Annotated in this window: 14 protein-coding genes; 12 read left to right on the top strand and 2 right to left on the bottom strand. The window is 71.1% G+C overall.

Annotated features, from left to right (window positions below; all coding sequences use genetic code 11):
* Positions 1–2 precede the first annotated feature (2 nt).
* The 11 genes from uvrC (at position 3) to LHA26_RS04925 (ending at position 11,308) form a co-directional block, all read left to right on the top strand.
* Positions 3–1,925, top strand: coding sequence for an excinuclease ABC subunit UvrC (gene uvrC, locus LHA26_RS04975; protein WP_252167627.1), 1,923 nt, complete (start codon positions 3–5; stop codon positions 1,923–1,925).
* A gap of 9 nt (positions 1,926–1,934) precedes the next feature.
* Positions 1,935–2,669 carry a DNA repair protein RecO gene (recO, locus tag LHA26_RS04970; protein ID WP_252167626.1) on the top strand — a complete coding sequence of 245 codons (735 nt, stop codon included), beginning with the start codon at positions 1,935–1,937 and terminating at the stop codon, positions 2,667–2,669.
* 49 nt (positions 2,670–2,718) lie between these two features.
* The gene (leuB, locus tag LHA26_RS04965; protein ID WP_252167625.1) at positions 2,719–3,762 is read left to right on the top strand and encodes a 3-isopropylmalate dehydrogenase; all 1,044 of its coding nucleotides are present in this window, start codon (positions 2,719–2,721) and stop codon (positions 3,760–3,762) included.
* 60 nt (positions 3,763–3,822) lie between these two features.
* Positions 3,823–5,031: an aminotransferase class I/II-fold pyridoxal phosphate-dependent enzyme gene (locus LHA26_RS04960; RefSeq protein ID WP_252167624.1), complete on the top strand. Its 1,209-nt coding sequence runs from the start codon at positions 3,823–3,825 to the stop codon at positions 5,029–5,031.
* A complete protein-coding gene (gene apaG, locus LHA26_RS04955; RefSeq protein WP_252167623.1) occupies positions 5,028–5,426 on the top strand; it encodes a Co2+/Mg2+ efflux facilitator ApaG/CorD in 399 nt (132 codons plus the stop codon). The genes LHA26_RS04960 and apaG overlap by 4 nt, the downstream gene beginning before the upstream one ends.
* Complete coding sequence (locus tag LHA26_RS04950) at positions 5,423–6,205, top strand: LysR family transcriptional regulator (RefSeq protein WP_252167622.1); 783 nt, start codon at positions 5,423–5,425, stop codon at positions 6,203–6,205. The genes apaG and LHA26_RS04950 overlap by 4 nt, the downstream gene beginning before the upstream one ends.
* 2 nt (positions 6,206–6,207) lie before the next feature.
* Positions 6,208–7,335, top strand: a complete 1,128-nt coding sequence (gene metX / locus LHA26_RS04945; protein WP_252167621.1) for a homoserine O-acetyltransferase MetX — start codon at positions 6,208–6,210, stop codon at positions 7,333–7,335.
* Entirely contained in the window at positions 7,332–7,922 is a 591-nt protein-coding gene (gene metW / locus LHA26_RS04940; protein WP_252167620.1) for a methionine biosynthesis protein MetW, read from the top strand. The genes metX and metW overlap by 4 nt, the downstream gene beginning before the upstream one ends.
* A gap of 95 nt (positions 7,923–8,017) precedes the next feature.
* Entirely contained in the window at positions 8,018–8,293 is a 276-nt protein-coding gene (locus tag LHA26_RS04935) for a hypothetical protein (protein ID WP_252167619.1), read from the top strand.
* 49 nt (positions 8,294–8,342) lie between these two features.
* Positions 8,343–10,079, top strand: a complete 1,737-nt coding sequence (locus tag LHA26_RS04930; protein WP_252168297.1) for a chloride channel protein — start codon at positions 8,343–8,345, stop codon at positions 10,077–10,079.
* Complete coding sequence (locus tag LHA26_RS04925) at positions 10,076–11,308, top strand: MFS transporter (RefSeq protein ID WP_252167618.1); 1,233 nt, start codon at positions 10,076–10,078, stop codon at positions 11,306–11,308. The genes LHA26_RS04930 and LHA26_RS04925 overlap by 4 nt, the downstream gene beginning before the upstream one ends.
* Before the next feature lie 247 nt (positions 11,309–11,555).
* On the opposite strand, the gene LHA26_RS04920 is transcribed toward LHA26_RS04925, so the two are convergent.
* Both LHA26_RS04920 and zwf read right to left on the bottom strand, forming a co-directional pair.
* Positions 11,556–13,388 carry a glycoside hydrolase family 15 protein gene (locus LHA26_RS04920; protein WP_252167617.1) on the bottom strand — a complete coding sequence of 611 codons (1,833 nt, stop codon included), beginning with the start codon at positions 13,386–13,388 and terminating at the stop codon, positions 11,556–11,558.
* A complete protein-coding gene (zwf, locus tag LHA26_RS04915) occupies positions 13,385–14,884 on the bottom strand; it encodes a glucose-6-phosphate dehydrogenase (protein WP_252167616.1) in 1,500 nt (499 codons plus the stop codon). Before zwf ends, LHA26_RS04920 begins: the two co-directional genes overlap by 4 nt.
* A 107-nt stretch (positions 14,885–14,991) precedes the next feature.
* Between zwf and LHA26_RS04910 the strand changes: the two genes are divergently transcribed.
* Positions 14,992–15,690: an EI24 domain-containing protein gene (locus LHA26_RS04910; RefSeq protein WP_252167615.1), complete on the top strand. Its 699-nt coding sequence runs from the start codon at positions 14,992–14,994 to the stop codon at positions 15,688–15,690.
* Positions 15,691–15,711 lie beyond the last annotated feature (21 nt).

The following is a 15,711-nucleotide window of genomic DNA, read 5'->3' as shown; positions in this document are numbered from 1 at the left end:
GGGTGACCGATCCCGTAGCGCCCGACCGTTTCGCCGAAGATAAGTCCGCCTTCACCGTGCGCGGCAGCGACCAGCCCGATCTCGAGGCGGGCATCGCCGCGATCCGCAACGTGCTGAAGACTTTGCCCGTCCGCCCCGGCGTCTACCGGATGCAGGATCAGCGCGGCGAGGTGCTCTATGTCGGCAAGGCGCGCGCGCTGCGCAACCGCGTCGGCAATTATGTCCAGGTCGCGCGGCTCACCAAGCGGCTCCAGCGCATGGTGGCGCAGACGCGCTCGATGACGATCGTCACCACCAACACCGAGGCCGAGGCGCTGCTGCTCGAGGCGCAGCTCATCAAGCGGTTCCGGCCGCCCTACAATGTCCTGCTGCGCGACGATAAGAGCTTCCCCTTCATCCTGCTGCGCGAGGATCATGATTTCCCGCGCGTGCAGAAGCATCGCGGCGCGCGGCGCGCCAAGGGCCAATATTACGGTCCCTTCGCCAGCGCCGGATCGGTGACACGCACGCTCAACGCGCTGCAGAAGCTGTTCCTGCTGCGCAGCTGCACCGACAGCTTCTTCCAGAACCGCTCGCGGCCCTGCCTGCTCTACCAGATCAAGCGCTGCTCGGCGCCGTGCGTCGAGCGCATCTCCAAGCCCGATTATGCCGAGCTGGTCGAGGATGCCAAAAGCTTTCTCGCCGGCAAATCGACCCAGGTGCAGAAGAAGCTCGGCGATCAGATGACGGCGGCGGCCGAGGCGATGGATTTCGAGCTGGCGGCGCTGCTCCGGGATCGGCTGCGCGCGCTCACCTTCATCCAGGGCACCCAGGCGATCAATGCGGAAGGCGTGGCGGATGCCGATGTCTTCGCGCTGGCCGCCAAGGGCGGCGCCATGTGCATCCAGGCCTTCTTCATCCGCGGCGGCCAGAATTGGGGCCATCGCAGCTTCTTCCCCGCGCACACCGCCGACGTGCCCGAGGAAGAGGTGCTGGTGAGCTTCCTCGCCCAATTCTACGAGGAGGTGCCGCCTGCGCGGCTGGTGCTGATCGATCGCGAGCTGGAGGAGGGAGCGCTGCTCGCCGAGATGCTGGCGACGCGCGCCGGCCGCCGGGTCGAGCTCAAGCGGCCCCAGCGCGGCGAGCAGAGGCGGCTGCTCCAGCAGGCCTGCCGCAATGCCGAGGAGGCGCTGGACCGGCATCAGGCCGAAAGCACCACCCAGAGCCGCATCCTGCGCGAGGTGGCCGAGCTGTTCGAGCTGGACGGCCCGCCGGCGCGCATCGAGGTGTACGACAACAGCCACATCATGGGCACCAACATGGTGGGCGCGATGATCGTCGCCGGCCCCGAGGGGCTGCGCAAGAACGCCTATCGCAAGTTCAACATCAAGCGCCCCGAAACCGCGCCGGGCGACGATTTCGCGATGATGCGCGAGGTGCTGGAACGCCGCTTCGCGCGGCTCGAGAAGGAGGATCCCGAGCGCCGCTCGGGCGAATGGCCCGATCTGCTGCTGATCGATGGCGGCAAGGGCCAGGTCTCGGCGGTGTGCGCGACGCTGCAGGAGGCCGGGGTCGAGGATGTCGCTGTGGTCGGCATCTCCAAGGGGCCGGACCGCAACGCCGGGCGCGAGCATTTCCACCTGCCCGACGGCCGCGAATCGATGCTGCCGCTCAACTCGCCGCTGCTCTTCTATCTGCAGCGGCTGCGCGACGAGGCGCACCGCTTCGCCATCGGCGCGCACCGCACCAAGCGCGCGCGCAGCTTCACCGCCAATCCGCTGGACGATGTGCCCGGCATAGGGCCCGCGCGCAAAAAGGCGCTGCTGATGCATTTCGGATCGGCCAAGGCGGTGCGCGGCGCGGCGCTGGCCGATCTCGAGCGCGCGCCCGGAATCTCCAAGGCGATGGCGCAGGCGATCCACGATCATTTCCACCCGCGCGGCTGAGACGGCGGCGTGCTGATCCGCGCCGCCGGCCTGATCTGCGCGGTCCGCCCGCATGGCGAACATGGCGCGGTGGTGCGCCTGCTCACCGCCGAGCACGGCCTGCGCCACGGCTATGTGCGCGGCGGCCGCTCGCGGCGGCTGCGGCCGGTGCTGATGCCGGGCAATGGCGTCGCTGCCGAGCTGCGCGCGCGCACCGACACGCAGCTCGCGGCGCTGACGGTGGAGCTGCTGGAAAGCCGCGCGCCGCTCCATGGCGAGCCGATGGCGGCGGCGGCGATCGACTGGGCGACCGCGCTCACCGCCATCGCCCTGCCGGAAGCGCAGCCCTATCCGCGCCTCTATGCGGCGCTCGGCGGGCTGCTGGCGGCGATCGAGGCGGCACCCTCGGCGCGGCTCTGGGCGGGCGCGCTGGCGCGCTACGAGCTGTTGCTGCTCGCCGAGCTGGGCTTCGGCCTCGATCTCGCGCGCTGTGCCGCCACCGGGGCGGGGGCGGATCTTGTCTATGTCAGCCCGCGCAGCGGCCAGGCCGTGTCGCGCGCGGCCGGCGAGCCCTATGCCGCGCGGCTGCTGCCGCTGCCGGGCTTTCTGCTCGCGGGCGGCGAGGCGGATTGGCCCGCGCTGCTCGATGGGTTCCGCCTCACCGGCTTTTTCCTCGCGCGCGATCTGCTCGGCGGCGCGCGCGAGGCGGTGCTGGATGCGCGCGAGCGGCTGCTGGCGCGGCTGCGCCGGCTTGCCGGGCCGTAAGCGGGCTGGCATGGCGCCGCGATACGCGCCGCGTTGAAGGAGACCGCCCATGTTGATCGCGCTCATGCCCGGAGACGGGATCGGACCCGAAGTGGTGGCCGAGGCGCGGCAGGTGCTGGAGGCGGTCGCCGGCGCCGGGCTCCGCTTCGAGGAGGCGCCGGTCGGCGCCGCCGGCTATCGCGCCGAGGGCCATCCGCTGCCGCCCGCCACGCTCGATCTCGCGCGGCGGGCCGATGCCATCCTGTTCGGCGCGGTCGGCGATCCCGCGTGCGACGGGCTGGAGCGCGCGCTGCGCCCCGAGCAGGCCATTTTGGGCCTGCGCAAACATCTGGAGCTGTTCGCCAACCTTCGCCCCGCCAAGCTCTATCCCGAGCTTGCCGCCGCCTCGGCGCTGCGCCCCGATATCGCCGCCGCGATCGATCTGGTGATCGTCCGCGAGACCAATGGCGATGTCTATTTCGGCGAGAAGGGACTGCGCACCACCCCGGCCGGCCGTCGCCAGGGCTATGACGTGATGAGCTATGACGAGGACGAGGTGACGCGCATCGCGCGGGTCGGCTTCGAGACGGCGCGGGCGCGGCGCGGCCGGCTCTGCTCGGTCGACAAGGCCAATGTGCTCGAGACCTCGCAGCTGTGGCGCGACGTGGTGAGCGCGCTCGCCGCCGACTATCCCGATGTCGCGCTGAGCCACATGTATGTCGACAATGCCGCGATGCAGCTGGTGCGCGATCCCGGCCAGTTCGATGTCATCGTCACGGGCAATCTGTTTGGCGACATTCTCTCGGATCAGGCGTCGATGTGCGCGGGCTCGATCGGCATGCTGCCCTCGGCCACGCTCGACCGCGCCGGCAAGGGGCTGTACGAGCCGATCCACGGCTCCGCGCCCGATATCGCCGGCCAGGACAAGGCCAATCCGCTCGCCACGATCCTGTCCGCCGCCATGATGCTGCGCTATTCGCTGGGCGATCCGGCGTCGGCGGACCGGATCGAGCGCGCCGTCGCCGCCGCGCTGGCGGCGGGGCACCGCACCGCCGATCTCGGCGGCGCCACCGGCACGCGCGCCATGGGCGAGGCGGTGCGCGCCGCGCTCTGAGGGGCTTACGGCAAAGCCGGCGATTGACGCGGACGGGAGAGGGGGCGCAAAGCGGCGGGCATGAAGCGCAAGGCCGGACAAGATCGCTCGATCACCCAGAATTGGCGCCCCGCCACGCGCGCGGTGCGCGGCGGCACCGCGCGCAGCGAATATGGCGAGACGTCGGAGGCGATCTTCCTCACCTCCGGCTACGCCTATGATTGCGCGGCCGATGCCGCCGCCCGTTTCGCCGGCGACCAGCCGGGCATGACCTATTCCCGCCTCCAGAACCCGACCACGGAGATGCTCGAGCAGCGGATCGCGCTGCTCGAGGGCGCCGAGGCGGCGCGGACGATGGCGAGCGGCATGGCGGCGATGACGGCGGCCCTGCTCTGCCAGTTGCAGGCGGGGGATCATCTGGTCGGCGCCAAGGCGGCGTTCGGCTCGTGCCGCTGGCTCACCGATACGCTGCTTCCCAAGTTCGGCATCGCCACCACCGTGGTCGACAGCCGCGACACCGAGGCCTGGGCGGCGGCGATCCGGCCCGAGACCAAGGTCTTCTTCTTCGAGACGCCGACCAACCCGACGCTCGACGTGGCCGATATCGCAGCGATCTGCGCGATCGCCCGCGATCATGGCATCACCACCGTGGTCGACAATGCCTTCGCCAGCCCGGCGCTGCAGCGCCCGCTGGAGTTCGGCGCCGATGTCGTCGCCTATTCCGCCACCAAGATGATGGACGGCCAGGGGCGCGTGCTGGCCGGCGCGGTGTGCGGCAGCGAACGCTTCATCACCGATACGCTGCTGCCCTTCACCCGCAACACCGGCCCCACCTTGTCCGCCTTCAACGCCTGGGTGGTGCTGAAGGGGCTGGAGACGCTCGATCTGCGCATCCGCCGCCAGAGCGAGACGGCGCTGCGCGTCGCCGCCTTTCTGGAGCGCCGCGTTCCCCGTCTCCTCTATCCCGGCCTCGCCTCGCATCCCCAGCACGCGCTGGCGATGCGCCAGATGTCGGCCGGCGGCACGGTGATCGCGCTCATGCTCGATGGCGGGCGCGCCCAGGCCCATGGCCTGCTCGATGCCTTGAGGCTGGTGGACATCTCCAACAATCTCGGCGATTCGCGCAGCCTGATGACGCATCCGGCCTCGACCACGCACAGCGGGCTGAGCGAGGAGGTGCGCCACGATATGGGGATCACCGAGGGCATGCTGCGCCTGTCGATCGGGCTCGAGGATGCGGATGATCTGCTCGAGGATTTCGATGCCGCGCTGCGGGCGGTGGGGCTGTGAAGGCGCTCTTCCCCTATGAGGCGGAAACGCGCGGCATCATCGTGCGCGTGTCGGTCAGCTATCAGGCCGAACAGTCCGAGCCGGCGCATGATCGCTGGTTCTGGGCCTATCATATCCGGATCGAGAATCAGAGCCGGCGCGGCGTCCAGCTGCTCACCCGTCATTGGATCATCACCGATGGCCGCGGCCAGGTGCAGCAGGTGCGCGGCGGCGGCGTGGTGGGCGATCAGCCGCTGATCGGCCCCGGCGACAGTTTCGATTATGTCTCGGGCTGTCCGCTGGATACGGCGAGCGGCACGATGGAGGGCAGCTACGGCATGGTCGACGAGCTCGGCGCCAGCTTCGATGTCGCCATTCCCCGCTTCCTGCTGCACGTGCCCGTCACCGCGCGATGAAGCGGACGCATCTCCCGCTCAACGGGCTGCGCGTGCTGGATGCGGCCGCGCGCCATCTCAGCTTCACGCGCGCGGCCGATGAGCTGGCGGTGACGCCGGCCGCCGTGGGCCAGCAGATCCGCGCGCTGGAGGATACGCTGGGCGTGGTGCTGTTCCGCCGCACCACGCGCGGGCTGGAGCTGACCCAGGAGGGCGAGGCCGGGCTGGAGGCGCTGCGCCGGGGCTTTCTCCAGTTCGAGGAGGCGGTGCGCGCGATGCAGGCCGGCCAATCGTCCAAGACGCTCACCATCGCCGCCCCGCGCGACATGACCGGGCGCTGGCTGGCGCCGCGCCTGGCCGACTATGCGCGCACCGATCCGGAGCTGCGCTTCGTGCTGCTCTCCTCCGACGATGGGCTCGATTTCACCGAGGCCAATCTCGATCTCGCCATCCGCTTCGCCGAGGATAAGGGCGAGCATGAAGGCGTCGCCCTGCTCGAGGGCGGCTTCGCGCTGGTCGGCGTGGAAGGCGGCGGCGAGGCGGCGATCGGCTGGCCCGGCGCGCCGCCCCAGGCGAGCGAGCCGCTGCTGAGCGTGGCGGATGCCGGGCTGGCGCTGGAAGCGGCCGCCGCCGGCTTCGGGCGCGCGCTGGTGCCCGCGCTGCTCGCGGCGGGCGATGTCGCGGCGGGCCGCGTCGCCGTGTTCGCGCGCGAGCCCGGCCCGCATTACTGGCTGGTCGCGCCGCTGCCGCAGTGGCGGCAGAAGAAGGTGCGCGCCCTGGTGGCGGCGCTGGCCGGCTGATCGTGGCGAGCGCCGCCGAGGATCGCCGCTTCGGCCCGCAGCGCCGCGTCACGCTGGCGGCGCCGCTGGCGCTGGATGGCGGGCAGCAGCTCGCCCCGGTGACGATCGCCTACGAAACCTATGGCCGCCTCGCCCCCGCGCGCGACAATGTGGTGTGGATCTGCCACGCGCTGACGGGGGATCAGCATGTCGCCAGCGTCCATCCGCGCACCGGCAAGCCCGGCTGGTGGAGCCGGCTGGTCGGGGAAGGGCGGCCGATCGATCCCGCGCGGCACTTCATCGTCTGCGCCAATGTGCTGGGCTCGTGCATGGGCAGTTCGGGGCCGGGCGAGGCGGCGCCCGATGGCGCGCCCTTCGCGATGCGCTTTCCCGTCATCACCATCCGCGACATGGTCCGCGCCCAGGCGCGGCTGGCGGATCATCTCGGCATCGGCACGATCGCGGCGGTGGTCGGCGGGTCGATGGGCGGGATGCAGGTGCTGGAATGGGCCGCCACCTATCCCGATCGCGTGCGCGCGGCGGTGGTGATCGCCTCGGCGGCGCGTCATTCGGCGCAGAATATCGCCTTTCACGAAGTCGGGCGCCAGGCGATCATGGCCGATCCCAAATGGCGCGGCGGCGACTATTATGCCAGCGCCGATCCGCCCGCCGCCGGGCTGGCGGTGGCGCGCATGGCGGCGCACATCACCTATCTGTCCGAGGCGGGGCTCACCGCCAAATTCGGCCGGCGGCTCCAGGCGCGCGATACCAAGGGCTTCGGCTTCGACGCGGATTTCCAGGTGGAGAGCTATCTGCGCCACCAGGGCATCAGCTTTGTCGACCGGTTCGACGCCAATTCCTACCTCTACATCACCCGCGCCATGGATTATTTCGATCTGGCCGAGGAGCATGGCGGCTGGCTGGCCAATGCCTTCCGCCGCTCGTCCACGCGCTTCTGCCTCGTCTCCTTCGATACCGACTGGTTGTACCCGACCAGCGAATCGCGCGCGATCGTGCAGGCGCTCAACGCCGCCGGCGCCGCCGCCAGCTTTGTCGAGTTGCGTTCGCCCTTCGGCCATGATGCCTTTCTGCTCGACGTGCCCGAGCTGAATCGGCTCGTGGACGGGTTTCTGCGCGCGGGCGGGCTGTGAGCCTGCGGCCCGATCTCGCGATCATCGCCGATCATGTCGAGCCGGGCGCGCGCGTGCTCGATATCGGCTGCGGCGATGGCGCGCTGATGGCGGCGCTGCGCGACGCGCGGCAGGTGGATGCGCGCGGCATCGAGATCGATGCCGGCAATGTCGCGGCGGCGATGGCGCGCGGCCTGTCGGTGGTGCAGGGCGACGCCGATATTGATCTCGCCGGCTATCCCGACGCCGGCTTCGACTATGCCATTCTGAGCCAGACGTTGCAGACCAGCCGCGCGCCCGAGCGGGTGCTCGAGCAGCTGCTCCGCATCGGCCGGCACGTCTTTGTCTCCTTCCCCAATTTCGCGCATTGGCGGGTGCGCCTGTCGCTGCTGTTCGGCGGCCGCATGCCGGTGACGCGTAGCCTGCCCGAGGCCTGGTACGACACGCCCAACATCCATCACCTCACCATCGACGATTTCCGCGCCTTCCTCCGCGACCGCGCGATCGTGCGCGAGCGCGAATGGTTTCTGAGCGGCGAGCGCCGGACCGGCGCCACCGCCGCCAACCTCCTCGCGGCTCACGCCATCTTCCTCATCCGCCGGGCCTGACCCTGACCTCGCGGCGGGTGGGCCGCCGTTTGGCGCATGATCCGGGAGAGCGGCGCCGCGCCGCCGCTACAAGGAGGGAAAGAGGAGATGCGACCATGACCGAAAGCGTGCGACCCGAAGACATTCTCGCCGACGGCGCGGACCATATCGAGCGCGACGGACGCCTGCTGCGCAAGGGCACCGTCGCCGCCTTTCTCGCCAATGCGCGCGCCTGGCTGGAGGCGGATGGCCCGCCAGAGACGCGCGCCGCGCGCGAGGCGGCCATGCGCGCCGCCGTGCCGGCGCTTGCCGCGCTTGGCCTGCTCGATCTGTTTGTCGCGCGCGATCCGAGGCTTGCGGCGCTGCTGGCCGAGGCGCGCGAAAGCGCCTAGGAGGGCGCGCAGGCGCGGAGCGGAAGGGAGCGGCGTGACCGGGCACACCATGCTGCGCCACCTTGTCGCGCTGCGCGGCCAGCTGCGGCGAAGCGAGGCGGTGTTCATCGCCTTTGCCGCCTGCACCGGCGCGGGCGCGGGCGCGCTCGCCATCCTGCTCGGCTTCGCCGCCCATGATGTGCAGCGCGCCCTCTATCATCTGCCCGGCCATGCGCGGCTGAGCGAGATGGGCCATGTGCCGCCGCTCAGCCTGCTGGCGCTGCCCGCCGGCGGCGCGCTGCTCGGCCTGATCCGCATCGCGCTCGGCCGCCGCCGCACCGCGATCGACGTGGTGGAGGCGAACGCGCTGCATGGCGGCGCCATCCCGCTGCGCGACACGCTGAGCGTGACGGGGCAGACCTTCGTCTCCAATGGCTGCGGCGCGTCAGTGGGGCTGGAGGCGGCCTATGCGCAGATCGGCGGCGGCCTCGCCTCGCTCGCCGGACGCTGGCTGGCGCTGCGCCGCGCCGATCTGCGCGTGCTGGTGGGGGCGGGCACCGGCGCGGCGATCGGCGCCGCCTTCGGCGCGCCGCTGACGGGCGCCTTCTATGCCTTCGAGATCGTGATCGGCGCCTATACGCCCGCCGCGGTGGCGCCGGTCGCCGCCGCCTGCATCGCCGGGGTCGGCATGGCCAAGGCGCTCGGCGCGGAGCCCTATCTGCTCACCGCCGATGTCGCGGGGGTGACCCGCAATCTCGATTATGTCGCCTTCATGGGGGTGGCGCTGGTCTGCGCCGTGATCGGCATCGCCTTGATGCGCGCGGTCGGGCTGGTGGAGGCCGGCGTGCGCCGGCTGAAGCTGCCCGTGGCGCTGCGCCCGGCGCTGGGCGGCGCGCTGCTGATGCCGATCGCCTGGGCCTCGCCCCAGGCGCTCAGCGCCGGCCATGGCGCGCTCGGGCTCACCATCGCGGGCGATGTCGGCCTCGCCTTTCTCGTCACCACCTTGCTCGCCAAGCTCGCCGCCTCCACCATCTCGCTCGGTTTCGGCTTTCGCGGCGGCCTGTTCTTCGCCTCGCTCTTCCTCGGCGTGCTGATCGGCCGCGTCTATGCCGCCTGCGTCAATCTCTGGCTGCCCGGCCAGCATCTCTGGACGCAGGATGCGGCGCTGGTCGGCATGGCCGCGCTGGCCGTCACGATTGTCGGCGGTCCGCTCACCATGGCCTTTCTGGTGCTCGAGGCGACGCGGGATTTCGCGCTCACCGGCGTGGTGCTGACGGCGTCGCTCGTCGCCAGCGCGCTGGTGCGCGAGCTGTTCGGCTACAGCTTCTCGACCTGGCGCCTGCATCTGCGCGGCGAGGTGGTCCGCTCGGCGCGCGATATCGGCTGGGTGCGGCAGCTTACCGCCGGGCGGATGATGCGCAAGGCGCCGGCGGCGGTGCCGGCCGCCACCAGCATCGCCGAATTCCGCCGGCAGGTGCCGCTCGGCGCCACCAGCCGCATGGTTCTGTCCGATGGCGACGGCATGTATCGCGGCATCGTCACCACCGCCGCCGCCTATGCCGACGGGCTCGATCCCGCCGCGCCGATCCAGAGCCTGGCGCGGCGGCCGGACGAAACCGTCACCGCCGATCGCACCATCACCGACTGCATGGCGGTGTTCGATCGCCTGGGCGTGGACGAGCTGGCCGTCGTCACGTCCGATGGCGGCGTGCTCGGGCTGATCACCGAGGCGCATGTCCGCAAACGCTATGCCGACGAGCTGGAGCGCGCCCAGCGCGAATTGTTCGGCGAGGAGCGCGGCGGATGATCGCGCTGCTCGCCCGGCGCCGCTTCGGCCCGCTCTTCGTCACCCAGTTGCTGGGCGCCTTCAACGACAATCTCTTCCGCTCGGCGATGCTGTTCCTCGTCACCTATGGCGTGCTGCGCGACCGGCCCGCCGCCGCCGCGCTGGTCGCCAGCCTGGCGGGCGGGCTGTTCATCCTGCCCTTTCTGCTCTTCTCCAGCCTGTCGGGCGAGACGGCGGATCGCTACGACAAGGCGCGGATCGCGCGCTGGGTGAAGGCGGCGGAGCTGGCGCTGGTCGGGCTCGCCGGGCTGGCGCTGTACCGCGCCTCGCTGCCGCTGCTCTGCCTCACCCTGTTCGGCTTCGGCGCCCATTCCTCGCTGTTCGGCCCGGTCAAATACGCGCTGCTGCCCCAGCATCTGCGGCCGGACGAGCTGGTCGGCGGCACCGCGCTGGTCGAGGCGGGCACCTTCCTCGCGATCCTGGCCGGCCAGATGCTGGGCGGACTGGTGCACCGCGAGGCGGCGCTGGCGCTGCTGCTGGCGACCGCGCTCGTCGGGCTGATGGCGGCGCGGCGCATCCCGCCCGCGCCGCCGCCCGGGGCCGCGCCGCCGCCCGATCGCAACCTGGCGCGCGGCACGGCGCGCATCCTGCGCCACGCGCTGGCGACGCCGCGGCTGCGCCACGCGGTGCTCGGCATCAGCTGGTTCTTCGCGCTGGGCGCCGCGCTCACGCAGCAATTTCCCCCCCTGGCGGCGCGGCTCGGCGGACGCCCGGGCGTCGCGATCTTGTTCTTCGCGCTCTTCTCGATCGGCGTGGCGCTCGGCGCGCTCGGCGTCAGCCGCTGGATGGGCGGGGCGGTGCGCACCCGCGCGGCGGCGCCGGCGGCGCTCGCGCTGGCGCTGCTCACCGCCGGGCTCGGCCTCGCCACGCGCCATCCGCCCGCCGCCGCGCCGCTCGACGCCTTGAGCTTCGTGGCGACGCCGGGCGGCGCGCTGGTGGCGGGGCTGCTGCTGCTGCTGGCGGTGGCGGGCGGGGTCTATATCGTGCCGCTCTACGCCACGCTGCAAACCGCTGGCGCCGCCGCCGCCCGCGCGCGCGATGTCGCCGCTAACAATGTCGCCAACGCGCTGGCGATGGTGCTGGTCACGCTGGTGTCGGTGGCGGTGCTGCCCCGGCTCGGCCAACCGGGGCTTATGCTGACGCTGGGCGCAATCGGCCTCGCCGCCTGCGCCTCGGCGCGCCGGCTCTAGGGCGGAAACGCATAGAGCGCACGGGCCGCCGCCGCCCCAGTCGCCGACGCCCAGGCGGACACTGTGACTTGCCGAAAGAGGGATAAGTTCAGCGCGACAAGTCCCGCTTCCTCATGCTCGAGGACTAATCTTGGGAAATACCTGTCTTGCCGAAGCGAGCCGTTCGGCTCTCCCCCCAGAACACCGTGTTCCCCCGCAAAGCGGCGAGCGGCCGTTTCCGCCCTCGCGACCCCGCGCGGCGCCGCGCTCAGGCGGCGGCGTCGGTCTCCTTCAGCCGCCGGCCGTGGCGACCGGCCAGGCTCTGCGCCATGCCGCCGGTCGCGCCGGCGAGGGTATGGGCCGCGTTGACCAGCGCGAAATGGCTGAAGGCCTGCGGGAAATTGCCGAGCTGGCGCTGGTTCACCGGGTCATATTCCTCGGCCAGCAGGCCCAGATCATTGGCGAAGCCGCACAGATGCGCGAACAGCGCCTTGGCGTCGTCCAGCCGGCCGCACAGCGCATAGGCCTCCGCCAGCCAGAAGCTGCATGCGAGAAAGGCGCCTTCCTCGCCCGGCAGGCCATCCGCCCCGTCATCGGTGCGGTAGCGATAGACCACGCCATTGTGCAGCAATTCGCGCTCGATCCGGGCGATGGTGCCGCGCACGCGCGGATCCTCGGGCGGCAGGAAGCCCATGATCGGCATCTGCAGCAGCGCCGCGTCGACGCCCTTGGCGCCGTAATATTGGACGAAGCTGTTGCTCTCCGCGTCGAAGCCCTGCGCGCAGACCTGGGCGTGGATGGCGTCGCGCGCGGCGCGCCAGGTGTCGAGATCGCCCGACAGGCCGAAATCCTCGGCGCTCGCGATCATCCGGTCGAAGGCGAGCCAGCACATCATCTTGGAGTGGACGAACTGGCGCTTGGGCCCGCGCATCTCCCACAGGCCGCTATCGGGCTGGTCCCAGATGGCGAGGAGATGATGGGCGATCGCGCATTGCACCGGCCACACCGCGTCCATATCGGGAATGCCGCTGCGCCGCGCGGCATCGAAGGCCGCCAGCACCGCGCCATAGACATCGAGCTGGATCTGTTCGGACGCGGCGTTGCCGATCCGCACCGGGCGGCTGTCGGCGAAGCCGGGAAGATGGTCCAGCTCGATCTCGGTCAGCCGGCGTTCGCCGCGCAACCCGTACATGATCTGCAATTCGTCGGGCGCGCCCGCCACGGCGCGCATCAGCCACCAGCGCCACGCCCCCGCTTCCTCCAGAAAGCCCGAGGCGCCGAGCGCATAGATGGTCGCCACCGCATCGCGCAGCCAGCAGAAGCGATAATCCCAGTTGCGCACCCCGCCGGGCGCCTCGGGCAGCGACGTGGTGGGGGCCGCGACGATGCCGCCGGTGGGGCTATAGGTCATCGCCTTGAGCGTCAGCAGCGAGCGTTCGACCATATCGGCATAGGGGCCGTCGGCCGAATAGGCGGCGATCCAGTTCTGCCAGAAGCAGCGGCTATGCTCGAGCAGCGCGAAGGCGTCGCGCGGGAGCGGCGGCTCGCGATGCGAGGGATACCATTCCAGCGTGAAGGCGATCGCCTGGCCGGCGTGGCAGGTGAACTCCGCCCTTGTGGCGAAATCCTCGTTCTCCAGCTCGATGCTGCTGGAGATGCGGACGGCGTCGGGCCCCGCCACGGCGAGGGTGGCGCCTTCCTTGCGATGCACCCAGGGAATGTCGCGGCCATAGTTGAAGCGCAGCCGCAGCTCGGTGGCGAGCGCCACCTCGCCTTCCACGCCGCGCACGATGCGGATCAGCTCATGCACCTCGTCGCTGGCGGGGGGCGGCATGAAATCGAGCACCACCGCCGTGCCCGTGGGGGTGGCGATGGTCGTCTCGAGGATCATCGTGTCGGGCAGATAGCGCCGCGTCCGCTCGGCCTCGCCGCGCGCGTGCATCGTCCAGCCGCCATGCGCCTCGGTGCCGAGCAGGCTGGCGAAGATCGCCTCGCTGTCGAAGCGTGGCAGGCACAGCCAGGCGATGGTGCCGTCGCGATGCACCAGCGCCGCGCTGTGGGTCGAGCCGATCAGCGCATAATCCTCGATCGCCCGGCTCACGGGCAGCGCGCCGCGCCGACCGGGCACCATTGGCGACCGTCGCGCGCGAGCAGCGCGTCCGCCGCCTCGGGCCCGCTGCTGCCGGGCGCGTAGGGATCGGGGGCGGGGGCGTCGGCCCAGGCGTCGAGAAAGGGCTGCACCGCCGCCCAGCCGGCCTCGATCCCGTCGGCGCGCTGGAACAGCGTCTGGTCGCCCACGAACAGATCGTAGAGCAGCGTCTCATAGCCGGTCAGGCCCGAGATATCGAACATGGCGGCGTAGCGGAAATCCAGCGCCACCGGCACCGCCTCCACCACCAGCCCGGGCCGCTTGATCGAGATCTGCATCGACAGGCCCTCATTGGGCTGGACCTGGATCACCAGCCGGTTGGGCGGCGGCCGATGCTCGGCGGGGATGGAGGCGAATTGCGCGAAGGGCACCGGCTTGAAGGTGACGACGATCTCGGTGTCGCGCGCGGCGAGCAGCTTGCCCGTGCGCAGATAGAAGGGCACGCCCGCCCAGCGCCACGTATCCACCAGCAGCTTGAGCGCGACATAGGTCTCGGTGCGGCTGTCGGCCGCGACATGGGGCGTTTCGGTATAGGCGGGCACGGCGGCGCCCTCGGCGGTGCCGGCGGTGAACTGGCCGCGCACGCCATTGTCGCGCGCCTCCTCCACGCTGTAGTGGCGGATCGCCTTCAGCACCTTGCCCTTTTCCGTGCGGATCGATTCCGCGTCGAAGCTGGTCGGCGGCTCCATCGCGATCATGGCGAGCAGCTGGAAGAGGTGGTTGGGCACCATGTCGCGCAGCGCGCCGGTGACATCGTAAAAGGCGCCGCGCGTGCCGATCCCCACCGTCTCGGCGGCGGTGATCTGGACATGATCGATCTTGTCGCTGCTCCACAGCCCCTCGATCATCATGTTGGCGAAGCGCGCCGTCATGATGTTCTGGACGGTTTCCTTGCCGAGGAAATGGTCGATCCGGTAGATCTGGCTCTCGGCGGCGCTCTCCAGCAGCGCGGCGTTGAGCGCGCGCGCCGATTGCAGATCATGGCCGAACGGCTTCTCGATGGCGATGCGGCGGAAGCCTTTGGCCTCGTCGGTCAGGCCATGGGCGCCGAGCTTGGCGGCGATCGGCGCGAACAGCGCCGGGGGTGTGGCCAGATAGAAGGCGGCGTTGCCGTCGCCCACCTCCTGCTTCACCCGCTCGTAGATCGCGTCCTGGGTGAAATCGCCCTGCACATAGTGGATGCGCTCGGACAGCTGCGTCCAGGCGGCGCCGCGCTCGGTATCGCCCTCGCCCCCCTTTTCGGGATGGAAGCTCGCCAGCCGCTCGCGCAGCATGGCGTCGTCGCCCGGCTCGATGCCGATGCCGAGGATGCGGAACTTCTCGTCCAGCAGCCCGGCGCGGGTCATGTTGATCAGCGCCGGCATCAGCAGGCGCCGGGTGAGATCGCCCGTCGCCCCGAACAGCACGAGCAGGCAGGGTGGCGCGGGCGGCACGCGCGGCGCTTCCATGATCAGCAGTCCTTTCAAAGCCTCGCGCCGCAACAAAGGCTCATCCCGTCTTCTGTTCCGCCGCCGGATGCGGGAACCGCGCCGGGCGGCGGCGCGCTGGGGCCGGCATGCTGCGCGCCCTCGCCCTCGCTGTCGGCCAGCTCGCCGATCCCGCCCTGCTGCGCATCCTGATGCGCTCGCTGCTCCTCACGCTCGCGCTGTTCGCCGCCGCCGGGCTGGCGATCGGCTGGGCGCTTTCGGGGAGCGATCCCTGCGGGCTGATCGGGCTGGACGGCTGCCCGCTCGATGCCACCGCCTCGGGCCTGTCCGCGCTGCTCGCGACGCTCCTGGGCCTGTGGCTGCTCTTTCCGGCGGTGGCGATCGGCGTGCTGTCGGGCTTCATGGACGCGGTGGTGGCGGCGGTGGAGGCGCGCCACTATCCCGCCGCCCGCGCCACCGCGCGACCGCTCGGTCCGGCCCGCGCCTTGGCCTTGGGGCTGCGCTCCTCGGCGCGGCTGCTCGTCTATAATCTGGTCGCCTTGCCCTTCTATCTGGTGCTGCTCGTCACCGGCATCGGCCCGGCGCTGCTCTTCGTGCTGGTCAACGGGCTCGCGCTCGGAACCGATCTCGGCGAGATGGTGGCGCTGCGCCACGTCCGCGGCCCGGCGCTCCGCCCCGCGCTCCAGGCCAGCCGGGGCGCGCGCACCGCGCTGGGGGTGGCGGCGGCGGCGCTGTTCCTGGTGCCCTTCGTCAATCTGCTCGTGCCGATCGTCGCGGCCGCCGCCGCCACCCATCTCTATCACGGCCGGCGCGAGGGGCGGGGCTGAGGACGGGCCGGGCCCGGCGCC

Source organism: Sphingomonas morindae (assembly GCF_023822065.1).
Classification (GTDB): domain Bacteria; phylum Pseudomonadota; class Alphaproteobacteria; order Sphingomonadales; family Sphingomonadaceae; genus Solisphingomonas; species Solisphingomonas morindae.
Note: the sequence above shows the minus strand (reverse complement) of the source record. Positions and strands in the feature narration are given on the sequence as shown.